A 23,321-nucleotide genomic window follows, 5' to 3' on the forward strand; every position below is an offset into this window, starting at 1 on the left:
CTCCGCAGGCTTCAGAACCGACACGCAGATAGTCTCAAAGCAGAAAATGAAAAAAATCATCAACGATACGAAAAATAATCAGGCAAAAGAGGACAGGGAGTAGAAATAGCTACAAAATTGTAAAATCAGAGAAGCCCCAAAATCGCTAATACAGCGGTCTGGGGCTTCGATATCTCAAAAGTGAAGTGTCAAAGATGAGAAGATAGTTCACTGTTTCCATAAATGCAAGTCAGAGCCTTAATTGATCCGAAATTCGGATTCTTTAAAGAGCTATTGTAATCATGGCAAAGCAATCAGTGCCGTCAAGCATCCAAAGGCATTCTGGTACAGCCCCCAATTGGGTAGTATCATAGAAGTAGTTTCAAAATGCAACTCCACTCATGTATTGCATAAACTCATCAACCGTGGAGAATGACTTGACGTGAGCGGTTTCGGGAATTGTCTTGACTCTGTTCTGTGTTTTGCTCACAGTTTCTATCATCGTGTTGATATCTTCGGGGACATTCGTTATCTGAATGGAATAAGACCGGCCTGATGGATTCTTCAAGAAAAGATTGTAGAATTCATCAATGAAGCTTCGGGTTGCGAATTTGACATTTCGGAAGTCCAAAAGTATTTCATTGTCATCACAATTGTCTGCAAACAACTTTAAATCATTTGCGCGAGCTCTGGATTTCAGGTCTGCAGACAGTATCGTTGTAATATCTATTGTTCTCATAGTGCTATTCGATATAATTTACATAATTAAAATTTGGTGATTGGAACGGGATCCTTAATGCTACAACCGTGCCATCCAATCTTATGTTTCCAGGAAGAGAGTAGAAATTATCGAGTTCCTTATTTTTCATATACATTGAATTCCCGGAAATCATCATATATTGTCCTCCAAGACCCTCAATGAGCATTTTCTTTGATGTATATATGCCAAATCCGCGGTTTTCAGCTTCGGGTCTGTTCTTGCTGGATATGCCTCTGTTAGCCGCCTTTATGGCTTCCACGTCATCGTTGATCTCATTATCGGGAAGCTTCTTGTAGCTTCCAAGAAGTGTGATTCCGCAGTCAGCGATGCAAAGATCAAGATATCCCTTGTTTTGATATGATTGGGCAAATATGAAACCTCGATCCGTCTCTGAATGTTCAGTGACATTGTCAATGGTTTCCTCTACCATATACTTTATTCCAGTCGCTACATTGTGTTCAATGTTTAGCTGTCGGATAAGAATATCTTCTACGATAGAAGAGATTGTTTCTTTCTCATCGGTATTCGTATTGGCCGGAAAGCTGACGATTGGTATGTAGGTCTTATTGGAATAACCTTCCATAATAGCCAAAAACGCACTTCCTCTCAACTTGTCCGGAGCAATTCCACCATCTGTAAACCAAATTGCTTCAAGATATTTGTTGGTCCCTATAATTGAAATTCTTTTGCCACATTTGTTAGCAAAAACAATCAGTGATAAGATAAATACTGGGGATACGAATTTCGTATCACTAAAATCCAGCGTAACCTCGGAATCCTTAGACGCATTAATTTCAGACATAATACGCACGACAGGAAGCAGGCCATTCATAAGCCTGTCGTCAAAAATATTGATATGTTCGCGTATAGTCATGTCTGCAAATTTAATACTTTTTTACAAATTCGGGGCCTTTTGACGGAAAATCCGTGTGGCTCCGGGGAAATCCGGACCAATCGGACGGCTACTGCGAAGACAAAGCGTGGCGGCTATGAATAATGCAGGTTAAACCATCATTTCCCAATAAAGCAAAAAAATCTTCTTGCATGCAGGTCTTCTTCAGACAGTGAAGGTAGTGATGCTCAACGTAAATTATTCGCTAAATCAAAAATCATCGTCCACGCTTACTTGGCTTGAATGGTCTTGTGAGGCTGATTGGCGTGGAGGGTGAGGCAATTTTGCCTCATCGTCCACGCTCACCATCGCCAGAGTGTGGTGTGGAGCATTCAGGTGTGGACGGTGATTTTCGGTTTATTCCGCGCCTTATAATATGGCATTCTGCCACTTGCCTGAACACAGGGTTTCACGCATGAGCCGGCCAGACCCTGGCTTGAAGACACACTCAAACAGCTCCACACCGTGAAGGACGAAACAGTGTTGGCCAAGGTGTTGATGGTATGAACTTGGTGAGACCTGTATTGAATCTGCTATTTTCCGATAAAGCAAAAAATCCTCTTGCATTTGTAGAAACTGCAAGTTAATTTTGTAGTTTATGGAAGCACAGACCGCACTCCGCAACCTGCCAATAGGCATACAGAACTTTGAGAAGCTCAGGGAAGGGAATTATTTATACGTTGACAAGACCGAACTCATATACAGGCTTGTGAGCAGCGGATGCTACTATTTCCTCTCCCGCCCCAGGCGTTTCGGGAAGACCGGACGCAAGGTGGTGATTCTGGTGGACGAGTACGACAAACCCATGCTCCAGGTTCTCGTGGGCTGACATTGCGCAACGGAACACAACATGAACATATATCTTCAAATATTCTCCTGTTTTGCCAAAGTTGGCGCCTTCACGCTTGGTGGCGGCTATGCAATGATAAGTGTGATCGAGCAGGAAGTTGTCCGTAAAAGAGAATGGGTTGACCAGGAGGAATTCATGGATGCAGTCACCATTGCACAAAGTTCACCCGGGCTTCTGGCAGTCAACATATCCATATTCCTTGGATACAAACTCAAAGGGACAAAAGGCAGCGTAATTGCCACACTTGGAAGCATTACGCCGCCTTTCCTGATTATTCTTGCAATAGCAATGTTCTTTGCTCAGTTTCAGGATTACCCTGCGGTAGTAAGCGTATTCAAGGGGATTCGCCCTGTTGTTGTATCGCTTATTGCGGTTCCGGTCATAACCATGGCAAAAAAGGCGAAACTTGACAAGTGGCGTCTGCTGCTTGCCGCAGCAACAGCCTGCCTGATAATTTTTGCCAGAATGAGCCCTGTATATATAATGCTTGCCGTATTCGTATATTTCTTTGTAACCTACGGATTTCAGACAATGCACCACAGGCACAAGGATGAAAAAGGAGGTGAGCAATGATATACGTTCAGCTGTTCGCTACATTTTTCCTTATTGGAATATTCACCTTTGGTGGTGGGTATGCAATGCTTTCCCTCATACAGAACGAAATTGTTGTAAAGCATGCATGGCTGAGCGCCAGCCAGTTCACAGACATTGTTGCCATCTCGCAGATGACCCCGGGACCAATAGGAATCAACAGCGCCACCTACATAGGATACTCCGTACCGGCCAACTTGGGATTCTCACAGGCAGGATGCATACTCGGATCCTTCACCGCCACCCTTGCCGTTGTACTCCCAAGTTTCCTCATAGTGCTCTCCATATGCAGAGTTTACAGCAAATTCAGGAAAAACAGGATGTTTGAGTCCTTGCTTAAACTCCTCAAACCTGTGGTGATAGGAATGATAGCGGCTGCAGCCGGAATACTGCTCACTCCTGAGAACTTCATAGACTGGACAAGCTGGCTTCTCTTTGCCGTATCTTTCATAGCATTGTGGCGTTTCAAGACCAACCCCATACTAATAATAATAGCGGCCGGCTTCCTTGGCTACTTCATTTATTAGAAAGCCCTCTTGATGATTTCCCGAATGTTGTCGGATTTATCCATTGTGTAGAAGTGAATGACTTCAGTTCCGTGTGCGAGCAGGTCCTTGCACTGAGCAGTGGCCCATTCTATGCCTAGTTCGCGCACAGCCTTGTTATCCTGGCACTTGCGCACCTCCTTCACCAGATCTGCCGGAAGGCTTATGGAGAATGACTTAGGCAGGATATCCAGCTGCTTGAGAGTTGATATAGGCTTGATACCTGGAATGATAGGAACATTTATTCCTGCGGTGCGGCATTTTTCAACGAAACTGAAATAATGCGCATTGTCAAAGAACATCTGCGTTACCACATAATCCGCACCTGCGTCCACCTTCTTCTTCAGATTTGCTATATCCTCCTCCATATTGGTGGCCTCGCAATGCTTCTGCGGATAAGCTGCAACTCCTATGCAGAAATCGCTTGGCGTAGCATCAACCAAACCGCTCTCAAGATACCTGCCCTTGTTCATATTGGAAATCTGAGACACCAGATCCACACTGTGCAAGTACCCGCCCGGCGATGGCTCGAAAAACTTCTGTCCCGGTATTGGATCTCCCCTGAGAGCCATTATATTATCTATATCCAGGAAACGCAAATCCAGCAAGGTGTCCTCAATTTCAACGGCGCTCGCACCGCCACAAATGACATGAGGCACCACCTCCGTATTGAACCTTTTCATGATGGCCGCTGCAATGGCAACTGTACCCGGGCGTTTCGTAACCATCTCACGTACATAACTGCCGCTCTGAACTTCACGGAAAACCACCTCTCTCCTGTGCGCTGTAATATTGAGGAAAGGAGGATTGAACTCCATCAGAGGCTCTATGGAGGCATAAAGTTTCTTTATGTCCGAACCCTTGAGCGGCGGAAGCAGCTCGAATGAAGCAAAAGGCTTGTGCGGTCTGTTAAGGATATCAATAACTTTCATAGCGCAAATATAAATTATTTTACCATATGCACATTGAAATCCTTTTTATTTTCAAGCCTGCACCGAATTCTTTGTTTTTTTTCAAAATTGTCATACATTTGCATTAAGGAAATAAATCGTGTGTTGGATGGTTAATCGATTTGTGCGAAAATCCCCGCCCGCGAGACCTCGCTCTTGAAGTAGTTCCAGCACGTTTCCCTTGGGGTAAATTTAAAAGCAGTCTCTATTTGAGGCTGCTTTGTTTCTCTACATCCATAGCTGTAATGCAATATTGAATTTTCTGTTTACTACCACGTTTGACGCCCACCGTTAATTTGACTCTCCCAACACCCACACAGTCATAGGACATAAGGATCATCTTCTCAAACTGAGCCTGATTCTTGTTCCCAGTTTTAATCTGCGCTATTCCACGATATCTGGCACAAGAAAGTATTGCATCTAATTGGAGAACAGCCAGAGTAGAAAGATAATGGAGGGAAGCGTGCGCCGATGTTTCATCGACAGAAATAAACTTTATATAAATATCATCATTCAGACTCTGATTGAACATCTTTCCATCTGGATGAAGGCGCCCCCATTCTCTATAAAAATCCTTAATAAGTTTACGACGGGCACGTTGATCTTCTGTAGTGTCACCCATAGGAATGGAATCGACAACAATATCTGAATTGTCCTCTGGAGTTGGCACAGGCAGAGCATCCGTATCAGGCATCTCCACATAGCCCACCAGCAGTTGCCACGGCATGCCTAATACCTCTGCTGCCTTGAGAATCGTTCGAAGATCCTTACTCTTGAACAGAGTCTTAACGTTCTGCCGCTTAATTCCCATGCGACGGGCAAATTCAGCCTTTGATATTCCAAGTTCATCAAGGAGAGTCTCTCCCTTGACTTCAAAATAGATGGCATTCATTTGCCAAAGATAGTTGTAATATAATTATATTACAAGATATTTTACGTAATATGTGAAATCGTTCGATACTATGCTTGTACCGGTACCATTACCGCGCAGATTGATGTATCGGGAATGATGGCGGCGGTTGAAGTGAGACGAACGGGCAGATTGGCCGGAGCGTTGAGAATTGAGAATATATCGCGCTTCACATTGTGGTCCGGAATCATGGGATAACCAACAGCAACCCTCAGCCATTTGAATTCACAATCCTGCTCAAGTTTCACCGTTGCGGCCACAGCGGCGGCCTCAACCAGCCTTGCGCAAAGACTGGCACGCAGCAGATATTCGAAACTCTTGTGGTCAGTATTATCTGAAACGCTCTTGTCGTATGCTGTGGCAACCATGAATCCAACAGACTTGTCCGCAGGAACCTCAGGCATATATCTGACTGATTCCGCACCTGATTTCTCATCAATCTGCTTTCCAGAAAAGAAATCCAGCATAAGATCAACCTGGATGGAACCATCGGAGGCACATCTTTCAAATTCAGCCTTGGCCTGCTCCAACAATTCCGATGCGTTCTGCGCTTTGTCAAAAGAAATTGGTGCCATTGTTCCTGCACCACTGACAGCTGCATTTCCAAGCATCTGTTCAAGCGTGCCCTTGAATCCCCAGAAATGCAGCAGTTCAGCCCAGTCAATATGATTCTGCAGCCCGGCCAAAGAAATATTCTTCTCCAAAGCTCCAGTAAGTGAACAGTGATTTCTCAAGGTCCCGGAAGAGGGAGCTTTCTCCATCAGCAGTGCAAAATCCAGATGATATAAGGATGATATGTCGTTTGAAACACGTGCAGGATGCACCGGCTCGCCGGCACGGTTCTTTTTCTCGAAATTCTCCCTTATCCTGCGCTGGGCTTCCCTCAATTCCAGAATGTAACCTGGATTCAGGACAATCCTCTTTGCCATGGCGGCTGCCGAAGATGCATCGCTGTTATAGAATACTCCTCCCTCGTATAATGTATCGAGTTTCATTGCCGTATGCACAGCAGAAGTGGCGGCACCGCCTACGAGCACAGGAACCGCCCTGCCGCAGGCCTGCCTTATCCGCTGAATATTATCCTGCAGCATCCTTGCCACAATCTCCATCTGTTCCAGTGAAGGGGTGATAAGTCCGCTCAGGCAGATCACATCCGCCTTTTCCGCAACGGCTCTCTCAACTATGGCATCCGGCTCAACCATAACGCCCAGATCAATCACATCAAGAGCATTGCAGGAAAGAACTATTGAAACAATGTTCTTGCCTATGTCGTGTACATCGCCCTTGACCGTGGCAATCAGCACCTTGCCGTTCCTGCTTCCTCTTTCAGAATCCAATGCGCCTGATGCGGAAATATATGGTTGCAGCACCTGCACAGCATCACGCATGACCTTTGCGCTCTTTACCACCTGAGGGAGGAACATCTTGCCCTGATTGAACAAAGAGCCCACCTTGTCCATTCCGTCCATCAGGGGACCCTGGATTATTTCCATAGGACTTGCGAATTCAGAAACAGCCTGTTCCATAAGAACGTTTATCTGCGCACTGCTGCCGGAAATCAATGCATTGACTATCTTCTGTGAAACAGTCTCGTTGCTCTGCACATAGGATTTATCCTCCTCCTTGCTCACGGCACCGTTCTTTGCGGCAAGTTCCTTTTCCTTGACCTCCTGTGCGAACGCCACCAGCGCCGATGTTGCATCCTCGCTCCTGTTGAAAATCAAATCTTCAATGAGAGAGAGCATCCTTGCATCTATGCTCTCATATATCTGCAGCATCGATGGATTCACAATTGCCATGTCCAGACCCGCATTGATTGCGTGGTAAAGGAAAGCGCAGTGCATTGCACTCCTTATGGTATTGTTGCCCCTGAAAGCAAAGGACAAATTGGAAACTCCGCCGGAAGTCTTGCAGCCCGGCAACTTCTCCTTTATCCATTTCACAGCCTTTATGAAGTCTGCAGCATAGTTGGCATGCTCCTGCATACCAGTGCCGATAGTCAATATGTTTACATCAAAGATAATGTCTGACGGAGCAAATCCCAGTCTGCCCACAAGCAGCTCGTATGCCCGTCCGCAAATCTCTATCTTGCGCTCATAGCTTACAGCCTGACCCTTCTCGTCAAAGGCCATCACTATGACTGCGGCGCCCAGATCGAATGCCGTGCGCGCTTTCTGCAGGAATTCCTCCTCCCCTTCCTTCAGGCTGATGGAATTGACCACACAGCGTCCGCAGCAGTTCTTCAAGCCCTCCACCAGAACATCCCAGTGGCTTGAATCGAACATGAAAGGAACCTTGGCAATGGCCGGATCTGCGGACATGTATCTTACGAAGTCTCCCATTGTCTGCACGCTGTCAGACATCGGGTCATCTACATTTATATCAATTATTGTGGCTCCGTCCTCTATCTGCTTGCGGGCGATTGCCGCAGCGGCCTCGAAATTGCGTTCCTTTATAAGTCCTGCGAACTTTGACGAACCTGAAACGTTCGTACGTTCACCAATGTTGATGAAATTGTTCTTCTGCCTGTTCACAAGAAGCGGAGACAGACCGCTGAGCCACAAATCATTGATGTCGCTGGATTGTTCTTTTCCGGAACTAATATCGGATTCAGGAACTGCTTCCTGCAATGAACAATTTTCGTGCGCACCATCCTGCAACGGTGTCCAGCGGACTTTGCGTGGCTGTACATCCTTCACGGCATCGGCTATTGCACGTATATGCTCGGGAGTGGTTCCACAGCAGCCTCCGACTATGTTCAACAGTCCGTTCCTTGCAAGTCCGGCTATTCTAGAAGCAGTGAATTCAGGTGTTTCATCATAATTCCCCAGTTCATCCGGCAGACCTGCATTCGGATAGATATGGAGAGCCACAGGAATACTTGAACCGGACAATGCACCATTTGCGAAATTGCCCAGAATCGAACCCATTGCCTCTGTCCCGAATGAACAGTTAAGGCCGAATGATACAACATTTCCGGAACTTAGGTAATTGCGTATGCTCACAAAGAAGGCTTCAAGACTCTGTCCGGAAAGAAGATGTCCGGCCTTGTCATTTGCTGTGGCGGAAACAATCACAGGAATCCTGATTCCTTTCTCCCTTTCCACCTGCCTTATTGCATAAAGCGCGCATTTAGCGTTTATTGGGTCAAAGATGGTCTCAACCACTATCAGATCGGCACCTCCGTCAACCAGGCCCCTCACCTGTGTTCTGTATGCATTGGCCAGGGTATCGAAATACATCTCGCGTTTGTGAGGGTTTTCAGCATCAAGGCCCAATGAAAGCATTTTACCAGTAGGACCCACTGCACCTGCCACCAGTGGCTTGAAGTTCGATGAACTATCGCTGTGGAAGAGACTTATTGCCTTTGCTGCAGTCTGGGCTCCTTTGAAATTCAGTTCATACACATAGTCTTCAATACTGCTGAAAGAGCCGGATGCGCCGGTAAGGAAATAGCTCTGCTGGGAAATTGAGTTCGAGTTGAAAGTATTGGTTTCAATGATGTCCGCTCCGGCCTGAAGATAGCTGGTATGGACCTGTTCAACGATATCGGGATTGAGTATGTTGATAGCATCGAGATTGCCCTGCGAAAGACCGTAGTCCTCTGCCGCAAGCGCAAGTGAATGCATGTCAGGTCTCATTCCATTGCATCCGCCCTGTGCGCTCCTCAATGAAATTCCTGCTTTTGTCCGCTTGCGGAGCTCCTTCTGAAGCAGGCTGCCCATTGCCCCGTCAAGAACAAGTATTCTCCTTCCAATCAACTCTCTCAAATATTCAACAGATACCATATTCGCAATTCTCCATAAAATGTACAAATTTACTCAACTCGCAACGATTTTTCAAATCCGGTATGTGGCTGGGTACCACTGTGCAAAAAAATTTTGTCCAGGAAAGACAAAATTTTCTTTGTACAGTGCGCACCCAGCTACCAAGCGTAAAAAAGGCCCCGGAATGAATTTCCGGAGCCCATTTCCATTCAGATAATTATTGTTTCAATTATTTGACCTCTGAAGCAAGGCGTTTGTAAGAATTGTATCTGATCTTTGCAAACTCCTCGGTGAGAGCGAACAGCTCGCCGGCCTGAGCAGGGAAAGTCTTGCTCAATGAAGCGTAACGAACCTCACCTGCGAGGAATGCCTGGAACTTGCTCCAGTCAGGCTCTCTGCTGTCGAGTGTGAAAGGGTTCTTTCCTTCTGCCTCAAGAGCAGGATTGTAACGGAACAGATGCCAGTAACCGCACTCAACGGCTGCCTTCTCCTCCATCTGGCTCTTGCCCATACCAACCTTCAAACCGTGGTTGATACAAGGAGCGTAAGCAATGATGAGTGATGGACCGTTGTAAGATTCAGCCTCGCGGATAGCGTTGATGAACTGAGCAGGGCTTGCACCTATAGCAACCTGTGCAACATATACGTAACCGTAGCTGATAGCCATCATACCAAGGTCTTTCTTACGGATCTTCTTACCGCTGGTAGCGAATTTTGCAACCGCACCTGCAGGAGTTGACTTGGATGACTGTCCACCTGTATTTGAGTAAACCTCTGTATCAAGAACAAGAACGTTAACGTTGTCACCCTGTGCAAGAACGTGGTCAAGTCCACCGTAACCGATATCGTATGCCCAACCGTCACCGCCAATGATCCACTGGCTGCGGGCTGCAATGTAATCCTTCATCTGTGCAAGCTGCTTGCAAACGCTGCTCTCGCAGTTCTCGAACATAGGCTCGAGCTTGTCAGCTATCTCGCGTGTGATGTTGGCATTGTCCCTGTTCTCAAGCCACTGGGCAAAGAGAGCCTTCATTTCTGCAGGACACTTCTCGCAATCCATACCGTCTGCCATGAGGCGTGCAACAGTACCACGGAGTCTCTCGGAACCGATTCTCAGACCGTAACCGTACTCTGCGTTGTCCTCGAACAATGAGTTTGACCAAGCCGGACCTCTTCCGTTGGCATCCTTGCAATATGGTGATGATGGGAATGAACCGCTGTAGATTGAAGAACAACCTGTTGCGTTGGCAACAACCATTCTGTCACCGAACAACTGTGTGATACCCTTGATGTATGGAGTCTCGCCGCAACCTGCGCAAGCGCCTGAGAACTCGAACAATGGCTGTGCGAACTGTGAGTTCTTAGGGTTCTGTGCCTTAGGAAGTATATTGTCCTTGTAGCCTACCATTGAGTGGAGATACTCGAATACCGGCTGCTGAGCTGCCTGTGTTTCTGCCGGCTGCATTACAAGAGCCTTGTTCTTTGCAGGACAAACCTGTGAGCAGGAACCGCAACCTGTACAGTCGAGAGGATCTATTGCCATGGCAAAGTAGTGCTCCTTCAACTGTGCAAGACCCTTTACAAGCTTGGTTGCTGCAGGAACCTTTGCTTTTTCCTCCTCTGTTACTACGAACGGACGGATACAAGCGTGAGGACATACAAGCGCACACTGGTTGCACTGGATACAGTTCTCAGGAATCCACTCAGGAACGTGTGAGGAAACTCCGCGTTTCTCGTATGCTGCTGTGCCTGCAGGAATTACACCATCGGCCATGTTGGCGAATGCGCTTACAGGAAGGTCATTTCCGCACTGTGCGTTAACTGTGTAAGCAATCTGCCTTACCCAGTCTGGAGCCATTCTGCTGAATGAATCAGGCTGGAACTTGCAAGGGCTGATGTTCTTCCACTCGTAAGGAACCTCTACCTCAACATACTCGGCACCACGGTCAACTGCAGCGTAGTTCATCTTTACAATGTTCTCGCCCTTCTTGCCGTAGCTCTTGTCAATTGCATGCTTCATTTCAGCAACTGCCTGCTCGTAAGGAATGATTCCTGTAATCTTGAAGAATGCAGACTGGAGAATGGTGTTGGTTCTGTTTCCAAGACCGATTTCCTCGGCAATCTTGGTAGCGTTGATGATATAGAATTTGAGGTGTTTGTTAACAATCTCGTATTTTACGAAATCAGGAATTCTCTTGAGAGTCTCCTCCGTGTCCCAAAGGCTGTTGAGAAGGAATGTACCGTTCTTCTTCACGCCGCGGAGAATATCATATTTTGTAAGGTATGCAGCAACGTGGCATGCAACGAAATCGGCATTGGTTACAAGATATGGAGAAGAGATAGGCTCATCGCCGAAACGGAGATGCGAGCAGGTGTAACCGCCTGACTTCTTTGAATCATAGTCAAAGTATGCCTGGCAGTATTTGCTTGTGCTGCCGCCAATGATCTTGATGGTGTTCTTGTTGGCACCTACAGTACCGTCTGAACCCAGACCAAAGAACTTGCACTCGTAAGTTCCGGCCTTTGCAAGTGAAAGCTCCTCACCCTGTGGGAGTGACTTGAAGGTAACGTCATCAACTATACCAATGGTGAAATCCTTCTTAGGCTCCTTTGCCTCGAGGTTAGCATAAACAGCGAGAACCTGAGCAGGTGTGGTGTCCTTTGAAGAAAGGCCATAACGTCCGCCAATGACCTTGATCTTGAGACCAGCCTCTGCAATTGCAGCCTTGATGTCGAGATACAAAGGCTCGCCGAGCGAACCAGGCTCCTTTGTTCTGTCAAGAACAGCTATTCTCTTGACGGTCTTAGGAAGGACTCTGAGGAAGTATTTTGTTGAGAAAGGTCTGTAAAGTCTTACTACAAGAACGCCGGCTTTCTTGCCCTTCTTTGCAAGATGCTCTATGCACTCCTTTGCTGTTTCTGTAACGGAACCCATTGCAACAATGATGTTCTCTGCATCAGGTGCTCCATAGTAGTCGAATGGGAGATAATGACGGCCGGTAAGCTCGCTGATTTCACCCATGTAACGTGCTACGATATCAGGAACTGCCTCGTAAGCCTGGTTGCAAGCCTCTCTTACCTGGAAGTAAACGTCAGGGTTCTGGGCTGTACCCTTGGTTACAGGAGCATTAGGATTGAGCGCTCTCTTACGGAAAGCTGCAAGTGACTTGGTGCTTACCATCTCCTTGAGATCCTCTGCGTCCAAAGCTTCTATCTTCTGGATTTCGTGAGATGTTCTGAAACCGTCGAAGAAATGAACAAAAGGAATGGAAGACTTGATTGCTGAAAGGTGAGCAACTGCTGCAAGGTCCATTGCTTCCTGAACAGAAGCGGATGCCAGCATTGCAAAACCTGTCTGGCGGACTGCCATTACATCCTGATGGTCACCGAAAATTGAAAGTGCATGGGATGCAAGTGCGCGGGCAGAAACGTGGAATACGCCCGGGAGCTGCTCGCCGGCAATCTTGTACATATTAGGAATCATAAGCAACAATCCCTGTGAAGCGGTGAATGTTGTTGTAAGTGCACCAGCCTGGAGTGAGCCATGTACCGCACCGGCAGCACCTGCCTCGCTCTGCATTTCCGCTACTCTTACTGTTTCACCAAAAATGTTTTTCTTGCCAAAAGCAGACCACTCATCCACCAGCTCAGCCATTGTTGATGACGGGGTGATAGGATAGATAGCGGCTACCTCGCTGAACATATAAGCTACATGCGCAGCGGCAAAGTTACCATCACAGGTAATGAACTGTTTCTCTTTAGCCATATCTTTTTTAAGTTAGTTAATTATTTGATTTTATATCTTTTTTACAACGATAGTTCTTTTTACTGCACGCCCTTCACCTGAGCCGGAGTGCCTTTTGCAATCCTGCGGATGAGGCCTTGGAGAACTGTTCCCGGACCGAGTTCAATGAAAGTATCCGCGCCGTCTGCGAGCATGTTCCCGGTGCACTGCGTCCATCTTACAGGAGATGTGAGCTGCTTGAGCAGATTCTCCTTTATTTCTTCAGGCTCGATATGTGCCTTGCCGTCAACGTTCTGAAATACAGGACATACAGGTCTGTTGAATGTAGTAGCGGAAATTGCCTGTGCAAGTTCAACCCTTGCGCTCTCCATAAGAGGTGAATGGAACGCACCGCCAACTGCAAGAGGAAGCGCCCTTTTTGCACCTGCCTCCTTGAGCGCCGCACAAGCGGCGTTTATGCTTTCAATGTCTCCGGAAATTACAAGCTGTCCGCGGCAGTTGTAATTCGCAGGGACAACAACCTTGCCCTCTGCGTTCATTCTAGCTGTTACATCCGCACATATCTCCTCCACTTTCTCATCATCAAGGCCAAGGACTGCGGCCATTGTTGAAGCTGTTGCAGTACAGGCTTTCTGCATGGCCATTGCCCTGGCGTAAACAAGTCGGAGACCGTCCTCGAACGAAAGCGCACCGGCTGCAGTGAGAGCGCTGAACTCTCCAAGAGAATGTCCGGCAACCATCTGCGGTTCAAAATCAAGTATTTCTGAAGGCCTCCTGTCCGGATCACCCGCCCATTCATCTGAATTCACGGCAATGGAAGTGTACTCCTTGAGACACTTTGCAAGAACAACTGAATGAATGAATATTGCAGGCTGAGTGACCTTGGTCTGACGGAGCTGCTCCGCATCACCGCTGAACATTATGTCGGATATTCTGAACCCAAGGATTTCATTGGCTTTTTCAAAAAGAGCCCTGGCATTTTCACAAGTGTTGTAGAGTTCCTGACCCATGCCTGTGAACTGAGCGCCCTGTCCTGGAAAAACGTATGCTTTCATATATACCCTTTAATCGCAAATTAATCTGCAAATATAATCTTATAAGCGCAATTTTCCTATAGCAAACGCTGGCCCGTTCTAAAATGTTGAATTATTCTTGACTATCGCTGTAGAAAAAAGAAAATGACTTTGAAAATTGTATATTTGTAGCATATAATTAACAATTTGACTATGAAAAAGATTCTATTGTCTGCAATAATGCTTGTGGCTTCAGTCTCATTGCTGTTCCCTTGCACCAACCTCATCGTTACCAAAGGAGCCAGTGCAGACGGCTCAATCATGGTTACATACGCAGCCGATTCATATACCCGGTACGGCACCCTTGTACACTACCCTGCCGCAAGGCACGGCAATGGAGCCATGCGCGAGATAAGGCAATGGGGGCAGGACAAGTATCTTGGACAAATACCTGAAGCCGGTTACACATACAACGTTATGGGAAACATGAACGAGCACCAGCTCATAATTGGCGAAACCACCTGGGGCGGACGTCCTGAATGCAAGGACCCGGATGGCATTGTTGACTACGGCTCGCTCGAATACATCTGCCTGCAGAGATGCACCACCGCCCGTGAGGCCATAAAGTTGTTCGCCGCACTCGCAGATGAATACGGTTATGCATCAACCGGCGAAACTCTCACTTTCGCAGACAAGAATGAAGTCTGGATAATGGAAGTCATATCAAGGAAACCTGATATTGTCAATGGCGTGAACAGAAACAAAGGCATTGTCTGGGTTGCAGTAAAAGTACCGGACGGGTATATCAGCGCCCACGCCAATTGCGCAAGGATAACAACCTTCCCTTTGAACGACCCTGAAAACTGCATGTACGCCAAGGACGTGATCTCGCACGCACGTAAGATAGGAATCTACAAAGGCTCCGATAAGGATTTCAGTTTCGCCGACACATATTGTCCTCTCAAATTTTCCCTTATGAGAGCCTGCGAAGGCCGTGTGTGGTCTTTCTTCAACAGATATGCCGACCTGGACATGAGCGCTTACATTGATTATGCCAGCGGCCACAACCCGGCGAACAGAATGCCGCTCTACGTCAAGCCAAACCAGAAAATCTCAATGCAGATGCTGGCTGACATGATGCGTGACCATTACGAGGGTACTCCTTTTGACATGACACAGGACGTTGGAGCAGGCGGCAACGAGACTCCTTACAGATGGAAGAATGCGGACTGGACCGTTGACGGCGAGGAATACTGCAACGAACGCCCTATATGCACCCAGCAGACAGGCTTCTGGTTCGTTGCTCAGGCACGCGGCTGGCTGCCTGATGAGATTGGCGGTCTGTTCTGGTTCGCAGTTGACGATGCAGGCACATCCGCCCTGACCCCTGTATATTCTTCATCAACCAAGGTTTCCTGGCACTACGCCTTGGGCAACGGAAGCATGGTGGAATACTCCGAAAGCTCAATGTTCTGGCTGAACAACCGTATTGCACAGTTCGCCTACACAAGATATAATCCAATAGGTCTTGAAGTTCAGAAACACATACGCGCCCACGAGCAGCAGATGGTTGAAAAGGTTGCTCAATGTGACAGACGAGCCCTGGAAATTCTGAAGGAGAATGAAAACGTTCCTGAGGAATTCGGAAAACCTGCAACAGAGGTCACTGACCCGGTTATTGCATATCTGACTGATTTTTCAGTACGTCAGGCAGATCTGCTTTTTGAAAAATGGTCTGCACTTGACAAGTACCTTCTTGTGAAATACATGGACGGAACCGTGAAGAAACAAGTTCCGGCAGACTTTGCCACACCTTCTGCTGGCGGCTCAAACGGCAGTTCAAGTTCTCTGAGCACAGTTTCCACAGGCCAGAACCGCAGTCCGAAAGATGCAGCAACAGTTGCAGACCTTAACTATAACGCAAATGACGCAGCTGCGCTTGCCGCCTCAAAAGGCCTTGAAGTCACACAATTCGTAAAGAACGGCTCAGTAAACTACATCCCGGCTTCACCGGACTGGCCGGGCTACAGCCTCAAATTCAAACGCGCCATAGTCAACGACACCGGCAACCACCTGAAAAAGACCAACTCAAAATGAATGATTTATTTCTGAATTATTTCAAACGTGACAGGCAGTCGACCAACATTGTCTCCACATCAGAATCAAAAGTATATTTCCAGCTCAAATTCAACGATGAAGGCCGGTGTTATGTTGAGATTGTCAATGCCGCCGGACAAGCCATAGAGGTGAATTACCGCAGTTTTTCCGGTGATATGTACACTCTGCTACGCTCATTCGAAAACATCCATGAACGTATCTCGGAAGATATCGTGTGGAGCGGAGATTCACAACATGTATTCATAGACGAGCACCCTCAGCTAATATATCAGCTCATCAAATGCGGACGTATGATTGATTCCAGATGCCAGGAAATCAAAGCCGCACAGGGCAATCACCATATTGAACTTTGTGTACTGGAACTTCAGGACAAGTTGATTGCCAGTTCTATAATAGTGCCGGACTCTGATGAAGACGAGTTGAAAGACAATTTCAAATTCGAACTGATAAATGACTTCTACGCCCTGCATGACCATAAATTGTACCAGATAAATCCAATAGGTGCGAACTGGTCGAAATTGAAAGTTTTCAATACAACGCTGGACAAGGGCCAGGCTGCGCTGATGCTGTCCATTGTCTTGAGCAATTTTGACAACATAAACATCGCATTCGAGGGCAAAAGTACAATTGTTCATGAATCACCTCTTCAAACAGTCCCAACATTGGTGATAGACAAAGTTGATTCGGACAGTTCTTTGTATATGCACATAGGACATTTCGCCGATGGCATCAATCCGGATTTCATAAAGGATTTCTCCCCCTCAGTTACAGTAAACATAGATGATGAAAATGTACATATACATAAACTCGAATACAATGATTTGGGTGGCACAATAAGCATGCTCAAGAAAGAACTGGCTTCATTCGCTCCATCAAAAGCGCTCGCCAAAGAGATATATGAAGAAGACGGATTCTTCATCGTACCTCCACATACAGCCGAAAACTTTCTTCTCTCGGGTCTGGCCGGTCTGGTGAAACAAATGAAGATAATAGGAATAGAAAAGCTTGGAGAGTACAAGATAAAACCCGCAAGGCCTTTCCTGAAACTGCGGATTTCCTCAGGCATAGATTTCCTTGAAGGCACAGGTGACATTGACGTTGAAGGCGAGGAATTCAGTCTCAAGGACTTTCTTAACCAGTACAAGAAGAACAAATACATACAATTGTCGAATGGAGACAAAGCTGTCATTGATGAGGAATACATTCATAGGATAGAAAGGCTCATTTCCAAAGGCAAAGGTTCGAATGGAATAAAGGTATCATTCTTTGATTTGCCTGAAATAGCCAGACTGCTCAAAGAAGAGCCTCAGGACAACATATTCAGGAAAAGCAGGGAATTCTACGCAGGGTTCAACCGCCTCAAGGAAGAGCAATGCATAACCAAGGGATTTACAGCTGAACTACGCCCGTACCAGCAGGAGGGTCTGAAGTGGATCAAATACCTTCATGACAATGGAATGGGAGGTTGCCTTGCAGACGATATGGGCTTGGGAAAGACAGTGCAGACAATAGGCATGCTTTCCTCGCTGTATCCTCAGACAAAGGAACCCAGCCTGATTGTCATGCCCAAAAGCCTGCTTTTCAATTGGGCTTCTGAATTTGAGAAATTCGCCCCTCGATTGAAAGTGGGTTCGTATTACGGCACAGACAGGGACATTGACAAAGCGCTGTCCTGCCAGATTATTTTAACAACATACGCAATTGCGAGAAATGACATTGAGATTCTCAACAAGCGAACTTTTCACTATGTAATCCTTGATGAATCACAAAACATCAAGAATATCAATGCGCAGATTACCCGGGCCATACTCCTGCTCAAATGCAAGCATAAGCTTGCGCTCAGCGGAACTCCTGTTGAGAACAACCTTATGGAATTATATTCTTTGTTCCGCTTCCTCAACCCTGCAATGCTGGGAACCGAAGAGGAATTCAATTCACGTTATGCCGGACCTGTTCACAAAGACAACGACAAGGAGGCATTGGCGGAACTGAGACGCAAGATTTTCCCGTTCATGCTAAGAAGACTCAAGAAAGATGTTCTGGAAGAATTGCCGGACCGCACTGACCAGACTCTGTATGTGGATATGGATGATGCTCAAGCCCAGCTATATGAACAGCGCCGCAAGAAATACTACAATATGGTAAAAGAGTCTATTTCAAAGGAAGGCGTGGCAAAATCGCAGTTCCTGATGTTGCAGGCCTTGAGTGAATTGAGAAGAATAGCTTCTGTTCCGGAAAGTTTGAGCGACGGGCTTGTTTTCTCGTCAAAAATACCGGTACTTGCAGACAGCATTGCCGAAGCCGTGATGAACGGACACAAGGTTGTAGCTTTCTTCAATTTCATAGCCGGCATAGAAATCACAGGTGAAAAACTTGAAGAGCAGGGAATTGAGTACGCTGTAATGACAGGTTCCACCCGTGATAGGGAAGCGGTTGTGAAACGTTTCCAAAATACGGACAAGTGCAAGGTTCTTCTAATGACCTTGAAGACCGGAGGTGTAGGACTCAATCTCACAGCGGCCGACACCGTATTCATATTCGAACCATGGTGGAACAAAGCGGCTGAAGAGCAGGCCATAAACAGACTTTACCGCATTGGCCAGAAAAACAACGTGAACTCATACTCACTTATTGTCCGCGGAACAATAGAAGAAAAGATAAAACTCCTTCAGGAGCAGAAGACAGAACTTTTTGAAAGTCTCATTTCCGCAGATACTTCCAACTCAAAGACACTTTCAGAAGAAGACATTGATTTCATACTAGGATAAAATGACCGACCAACAACTATTTCCGAATCAATACATAACGTTTCAGTTGCCTTTTCGCACTGAATATGATAAGCTTGTCCGCTTTTTCAACGAATGTTTCAACAAGACAGCGCTCGAGCAATACTGCAATGATATTAGAAAGGTTCTTCCGTATCCTTGTAAAGTTTACTCCTGTGGCAAGGAACTGGACATAAACTCATTTGTACCAAGCAAGAAAGCATACTCATATACCAAGGAAGACCTTGCACGATTCTGCGCACTCGTGCATTGCTGCCCCGAAAATTTACGTCTTGTCATTTCCCTTGTATCTCAGGATTACAGGCAAGTGCTGGGCCTTATGCTTAACAATGGCTCTGTATCCTGCTCCGAACTCAAAGCAATGAAGCTTTCTGATTTTATTTATGAAAGTACTGATTGGTACTATACGCAATACCATTCAGGCTATTGCTGCCAGATTTTCTTAACGGGTATTTCAAGTGGAGAAAACGTTTCCGCCAAAAACAAATATTATTACAGCCAGCCAAAAGACGGCTACATGGCAATTCCAACATTCTTGCGCAAATACTACTCCCAAGCAATTTACCCACATACCATTGACCTTGATTTCTGCTACGAAGACACCATGGACTCTTCTCTACAGATTGTTGAATCTGAAAGCGCTTTTGTAAATTCGTTTATTCTGATTTCAGGTCTTTCAAGGCAGAATCTTATTAATGCCAAGATGTTCAAGTTATCTGCAAGTGCCGCTTCAAGAATAATTGCAAAGACAGATATCAAAGAAATATTCAATGAATCAGTAACCAACATACAGAAGATAACCGTAGGCCAATTTTCCCTTCCACTACTGGACTTCGCAATCTGCAAATCAGAGAGAATTGATTTGAAAGAGAATCTCAAACTGGCGGTTGAATACCTTAACACGGCCTCAATTTGCAACTTGCTTCCAGCTTTTCTGCCTCACATAAAGGGATTCAGAAGCAATAAGATATCCTATACCAGACAATATTTTTCAGAGATTCTTCTTTCCTGCCTCGGGGCCAGGCCCTCTGTGTGGGTTAATCTGAATGCCTTGCCTTATTACAGCAGGAACATTATTGACACTGAAGGCAAATTCGGTTTTCCATTAAGTTTGCAATATCTCTACGATTATCCTGTTACGAACACGTTTGCCAAACGTTCCGTTTACTTCAACTCTCAGTTCAAAGACATATATGTTGAAATGTTCAAAGCCTGCGCTGCCGCACTTTACGGGCTTGGGCTTGTTGATCTGGCACTGGATTCAAAAAAAACGAATACTCAGAGTCCTTGCGAACATATCCGATACGCCCGGATTACCAATCTTGGCAAGTATATCATTGGAATCGACAAAGAATATAAAGGCACTGCAAGCAAAGACGTCAAGCACTTCGAACTCGACCCTGAAAGATTGATTATCAAATCGCTCGATGCAAATTCCCCTTACAAGAACCTGCTTTCCGGGGTTGCCGAATATCTGGGGAATTCACGCTACCGCCTCACTTACAAATCTTTCTTAAGCAACTGCTCATCACAAAGAGACGTTGAAGAAAAGATTTCATTCTTCAACGATTTCATTTGCGATGACGCCCCTCAAATCTGGAAAGATTTCTTCAAGGAGTTGAAAAACCGTTGCAGTCCATTGATAGAGGAATCACTTGTTCAATACACCATATTCAGAATAGACCGGTCCAACAAAGAGATAATGGATCTGCTGTCACGTGACAAAGAATTCCGATCAATGATTATCATGGCCGAAGGCTATCGTATTCTTGTCAAGTCCAATTGCATCAAGGAATTCACGAACCGGATGAAATCTTTCGGATACCTGATTTGAAATATCATCTACTTCAAGACAGGTTTCAGCGCCTCAATCTGGAGGCAGTGGCGAACTGCCCGAAATATGAATCGAGCCAGTTCAGTGTATCGCAGTCCTTGTCTAGATAAGCGCCTGTGAACATATCTCGGCTACGGCATAATTCGAACAGGGCAGACTCCCTTCCTTCACTGCCCAGTCGTCCGTATTTAATGGTCAAATCAAAAAGGTCCAATGCTCTGAGACAGGCGCTTTCCGCCATGGATTCCTTGCCCTTGCGCACCCATTTGGCAGTACGGCCCACCTCGCTCCCGATATTAGCCAATTGATCTATGAAAGGCATTGCGGCCCACTTGGCCTCATCCGGTCTTACAGGCAGTTCCATCAGCGTATAATTCTTTTATTGGTTAAATCAATGATAGCATCCCTTACAACTTCATCCTCAACTCCTCTGCCTCTATTGCCTTGTCTTGGCCTGATATTAATAAGCGAATCAAACTCTATAAAGTCTTCCTCATCAGCTTCCGGATAAATATTATAACCCCATAACGCTTCCTGTGCAGAACCATCAATCAACAATGCCCGCTCCAGATCCGCATGGAGTTCAGCATCAATGGCAATTACGCCCTTGTCTATATCGGCAACGGCTTTTACCATATCGCCATAATAATTATGCGCAAGTTCCTTTACTTCATCAATACCTATTGATTCACTAATTACTTTCATGTTATTTGAACGTTACATTATTTATTGAGTAAAAGTTAAAAGCATCAAAAATTGCAATTATGCTTGTCTGGGATTATCTTTGCACAATATAAGACGCTTCCGTAGTTTAATGGATAGAATTTCAGATTCCGGTTCTGACGGTAGGGGTTCGATTCCCCTCGGGAGTACCAATTATTGTTCAATAGCATAGTCGATTGCCATGTTGAGCAGATGGATGTAGTCCTTGCATTTCGAGAAATCAGCCGCAACTTTTTCCACAAGTCCGTCAATGGACAGTTTCCCGTTTCTGCCAAGGATATAGTCATTGCCGAATTCCCTGCACAGTGAGAAATCCCTCTGCCTGAGCAGCTCATGCCACTTCTCAGGAGCAAAGGCGAACTCCGCAGGAACTTTCCTCAAGGCTCTGCTCCCATCCAGTTCAAATCCTTCTGCACTGGCGATAGCATTCAAAAAGGTATCTCCGTTAACGGAAAATTCATCTCTCAAGCTCTTGAGCACCTTTGGCTCGTAACAGTACATTCCCGCCGCCAGCAAGTTGCTCCCAATAAGGCCTTTACTTTGGTGCATCTCAGAAACTTCGAATGGCTGATTGCCATTATGCAAAAGTTCAACGTTATCTGCTGTTCCGCATTTCAAGGCCTCTTTGGAAGAGCGCACATAATTTCCGCTCACCGATATTTCACATAATTCACGCTCTGAAAGTACCGGAGCCTCCAAATGAAAATAGTATCCGGCATATGGAGATTTCTTTCCTCCCCGATTGATGTATGCGCCAAAATGTGTCTTGTACGGAACCTTCTCCTTGGAAAAACGCATATCCTTGTAAATTCTGTAGGTGCAATCCTTCAGAGTGAGCCTTGATTGGGCCACCTGTTCATCAAACGCCGATATTGCATCAATGAGTTTGAGCGTGAACTGATTGAAGGTATTCTGCGCCTGCTGGTACTCCGCCTTGTGTGTCTGGAACCACTCCCTGTTGTTGTTTAATGACAAATCCGTCAGGAACTCTATAACCTGCTTCATACAACATTCCTTTGTTCACACAAAATTAGTAATCTTCTAAAAATAACTTGATAATCTTTCCCGAAACTTTTCAGACTTGTGAATTTTTCGTTGAGTCACATAACCTGCTATGTGCCGCATCATTCAAAATCCAGAATCAAAGAAAATTTTCTGAAAATCCTACCACCTTATTGTTTTTCGATTACTTTAGGCTTACTAATCATAACTCTCATCTGCCTAACCTGATTTTTGTTGAGCGAACCCGATACTCCTTCTTTTTTAGCATAACCAGAGAGCCAACGTTTTCCGTAAATGACTATTCGTGACACAATAGGTAGGGACATGATTTGCGCGAAGTTTCATTCATTATCTTTCAGGTGGCCGAAAAATCAATCATTTTCTGGCCGATCAAGGCAGTTTGGCCGAGAAACAGGCATATTTTCGGCCAAATAGGCAAAAAATCTTGAATCGGCCGAAAAATATGGATTTTTTCGGCCGTTTGAAGCAATATGGCCGAAAATCTGGTGTTTTCACGGCCAGTTGGAGGAAAACGGCTGAAGAATCCCGAGGCGAATAGGCAAAACCAGATGTTGCGTACAGGAAACGGCGAAATCCTGTACGGGATGGTGATGCGGATTGGCAAAACAATGAGGAAGGAACATTGTGGCACCGCCGCTGGCCTTATACCCAAGCCAGCGGCTACAGCAGGAAGCGCCGCATGGAGCTTTCAAGAGCTCCATTTGCGCTTCCGCTGTTGCCATGACCATCGTTTCTCAGACAAAGTGAACCCAAACCCTTTTACTTGTGGGGGTTTGAGATCGGTTGGCGCAAAAGTATAGTTGATTATCAAGCAATTACAAATATCACTGAACTC

Annotated in this window: 15 protein-coding genes, 1 tRNA gene and 1 pseudogene; 7 read left to right on the forward strand and 10 right to left on the reverse strand. The window is 45.9% G+C overall.

Going from position 1 to position 23,321, the window contains the following annotated elements; genetic code table 11:
* Window positions 1–361: 361 nt before the first annotated feature.
* Window positions 362–718, reverse strand: coding sequence for a hypothetical protein (locus tag AC06L3_RS07490; protein ID WP_475669997.1), 357 nt, complete (start codon window positions 716–718; stop codon window positions 362–364).
* 4 nt (window positions 719–722) lie between these two features.
* Entirely contained in the window at window positions 723–1,541 is an 819-nt protein-coding gene (locus AC06L3_RS07495) for a hypothetical protein (protein ID WP_475669998.1), read from the reverse strand.
* A 688-nt stretch (window positions 1,542–2,229) separates the two neighbouring features.
* Here AC06L3_RS07495 and AC06L3_RS07500 point away from each other — a divergent pair.
* The 3 genes and pseudogenes from AC06L3_RS07500 to AC06L3_RS07510 all read left to right on the forward strand — a co-directional run.
* A pseudogene (locus tag AC06L3_RS07500) lies at window positions 2,230–2,394 on the forward strand (AAA family ATPase); the annotation flags it as partial.
* 87 nt (window positions 2,395–2,481) lie between these two features.
* A complete protein-coding gene (locus AC06L3_RS07505; RefSeq protein WP_475669999.1) occupies window positions 2,482–3,054 on the forward strand; it encodes a chromate transporter in 573 nt (190 codons plus the stop codon).
* Window positions 3,051–3,599, forward strand: coding sequence for a chromate transporter (locus tag AC06L3_RS07510; protein WP_475670000.1), 549 nt, complete (start codon window positions 3,051–3,053; stop codon window positions 3,597–3,599). The genes AC06L3_RS07505 and AC06L3_RS07510 overlap by 4 nt, the downstream gene beginning before the upstream one ends.
* Here the strand turns inward: AC06L3_RS07510 and metF are convergent.
* From metF to AC06L3_RS07535, 5 genes are all read right to left on the reverse strand, one after another.
* Window positions 3,596–4,549, reverse strand: coding sequence for a methylenetetrahydrofolate reductase [NAD(P)H] (gene metF / locus AC06L3_RS07515; RefSeq protein WP_475670001.1), 954 nt, complete (start codon window positions 4,547–4,549; stop codon window positions 3,596–3,598). The two genes, AC06L3_RS07510 and metF, sit on opposite strands and share 4 nt — an antisense overlap.
* Window positions 4,550–4,772: 223 nt before the next feature.
* Window positions 4,773–5,459: a hypothetical protein gene (locus AC06L3_RS07520; RefSeq protein ID WP_475670002.1), complete on the reverse strand. Its 687-nt coding sequence runs from the start codon at window positions 5,457–5,459 to the stop codon at window positions 4,773–4,775.
* A 68-nt stretch (window positions 5,460–5,527) separates the two neighbouring features.
* Window positions 5,528–9,265 carry a homocysteine S-methyltransferase family protein gene (locus AC06L3_RS07525; protein WP_475670003.1) on the reverse strand — a complete coding sequence of 1,246 codons (3,738 nt, stop codon included), beginning with the start codon at window positions 9,263–9,265 and terminating at the stop codon, window positions 5,528–5,530.
* A 208-nt stretch (window positions 9,266–9,473) separates the two neighbouring features.
* On the reverse strand, window positions 9,474–13,010 hold the full coding sequence (nifJ, locus tag AC06L3_RS07530; protein WP_475670004.1) for a pyruvate:ferredoxin (flavodoxin) oxidoreductase: 3,537 nt from the start codon (window positions 13,008–13,010) through the stop codon (window positions 9,474–9,476).
* Between the two features lie 59 nt (window positions 13,011–13,069).
* Window positions 13,070–14,044 (reverse strand): ACP S-malonyltransferase, encoded by a 975-nt coding sequence (locus AC06L3_RS07535; RefSeq protein ID WP_475670005.1) that lies wholly within the window; start codon window positions 14,042–14,044, stop codon window positions 13,070–13,072.
* A 171-nt stretch (window positions 14,045–14,215) separates the two neighbouring features.
* Between AC06L3_RS07535 and AC06L3_RS07540 the strand changes: the two genes are divergently transcribed.
* From AC06L3_RS07540 to AC06L3_RS07550, 3 genes are read left to right on the forward strand one after another with little or no spacing between them, the layout of a single operon-like run.
* Entirely contained in the window at window positions 14,216–16,099 is a 1,884-nt protein-coding gene (locus tag AC06L3_RS07540) for a dipeptidase (protein WP_475670006.1), read from the forward strand.
* Window positions 16,096–18,888: a DEAD/DEAH box helicase gene (locus AC06L3_RS07545; protein ID WP_475670007.1), complete on the forward strand. Its 2,793-nt coding sequence runs from the start codon at window positions 16,096–16,098 to the stop codon at window positions 18,886–18,888. Before AC06L3_RS07540 ends, AC06L3_RS07545 begins: the two co-directional genes overlap by 4 nt.
* 46 nt (window positions 18,889–18,934) lie before the next feature.
* A complete protein-coding gene (locus AC06L3_RS07550) occupies window positions 18,935–20,740 on the forward strand; it encodes a hypothetical protein (RefSeq protein ID WP_475670008.1) in 1,806 nt (601 codons plus the stop codon).
* A gap of 25 nt (window positions 20,741–20,765) precedes the next feature.
* On the opposite strand, the gene AC06L3_RS07555 is transcribed toward AC06L3_RS07550, so the two are convergent.
* Together AC06L3_RS07555 and AC06L3_RS07560 are read right to left on the reverse strand one after the other, a co-directional pair.
* A complete protein-coding gene (locus tag AC06L3_RS07555; RefSeq protein ID WP_475670009.1) occupies window positions 20,766–21,104 on the reverse strand; it encodes a hypothetical protein in 339 nt (112 codons plus the stop codon).
* Window positions 21,104–21,445, reverse strand: coding sequence for a DUF5674 family protein (locus AC06L3_RS07560; RefSeq protein WP_475670010.1), 342 nt, complete (start codon window positions 21,443–21,445; stop codon window positions 21,104–21,106). The genes AC06L3_RS07555 and AC06L3_RS07560 overlap by 1 nt, the downstream gene beginning before the upstream one ends.
* Window positions 21,446–21,540: 95 nt before the next feature.
* Between AC06L3_RS07560 and AC06L3_RS07565 the strand changes: the two genes are divergently transcribed.
* Window positions 21,541–21,615: transfer RNA gene (locus AC06L3_RS07565), tRNA-Arg, on the forward strand.
* Between the two features lies 1 nt (window position 21,616).
* Here AC06L3_RS07565 and AC06L3_RS07570 read toward each other — a convergent pair.
* Entirely contained in the window at window positions 21,617–22,468 is an 852-nt protein-coding gene (locus AC06L3_RS07570; protein ID WP_475670011.1) for a DUF2461 domain-containing protein, read from the reverse strand.
* Between the last annotated feature and the right edge of the window lie 853 nt (window positions 22,469–23,321).

This window comes from Candidatus Egerieousia sp. (assembly GCF_056211015.1).

Coding starts and splice junctions, on each gene's coding strand:
- metF (WP_475670001.1), bottom strand. CDS start 4,549: ATGAAAGTTATTGATATCCTTAACAGACCGCACAAGCCTTTTGCTTCA.
- nifJ (WP_475670004.1), bottom strand. CDS start 13,010: ATGGCTAAAGAGAAACAGTTCATTACCTGTGATGGTAACTTTGCCGCT.
- AC06L3_RS07560 (WP_475670010.1), bottom strand. CDS start 21,445: ATGAAAGTAATTAGTGAATCAATAGGTATTGATGAAGTAAAGGAACTT.
- AC06L3_RS07555 (WP_475670009.1), bottom strand. CDS start 21,104: ATGGAACTGCCTGTAAGACCGGATGAGGCCAAGTGGGCCGCAATGCCT.
- AC06L3_RS07525 (WP_475670003.1), bottom strand. CDS start 9,265: ATGGTATCTGTTGAATATTTGAGAGAGTTGATTGGAAGGAGAATACTT.
- AC06L3_RS07520 (WP_475670002.1), bottom strand. CDS start 5,459: ATGAATGCCATCTATTTTGAAGTCAAGGGAGAGACTCTCCTTGATGAA.
- AC06L3_RS07505 (WP_475669999.1), top strand. CDS start 2,482: ATGAACATATATCTTCAAATATTCTCCTGTTTTGCCAAAGTTGGCGCC.
- AC06L3_RS07540 (WP_475670006.1), top strand. CDS start 14,216: ATGAAAAAGATTCTATTGTCTGCAATAATGCTTGTGGCTTCAGTCTCA.
- AC06L3_RS07535 (WP_475670005.1), bottom strand. CDS start 14,044: ATGAAAGCATACGTTTTTCCAGGACAGGGCGCTCAGTTCACAGGCATG.
- AC06L3_RS07570 (WP_475670011.1), bottom strand. CDS start 22,468: ATGAAGCAGGTTATAGAGTTCCTGACGGATTTGTCATTAAACAACAAC.
- AC06L3_RS07510 (WP_475670000.1), top strand. CDS start 3,051: ATGATATACGTTCAGCTGTTCGCTACATTTTTCCTTATTGGAATATTC.
- AC06L3_RS07490 (WP_475669997.1), bottom strand. CDS start 718: ATGAGAACAATAGATATTACAACGATACTGTCTGCAGACCTGAAATCC.
- AC06L3_RS07495 (WP_475669998.1), bottom strand. CDS start 1,541: ATGTCTGAAATTAATGCGTCTAAGGATTCCGAGGTTACGCTGGATTTT.
- AC06L3_RS07545 (WP_475670007.1), top strand. CDS start 16,096: ATGAATGATTTATTTCTGAATTATTTCAAACGTGACAGGCAGTCGACC.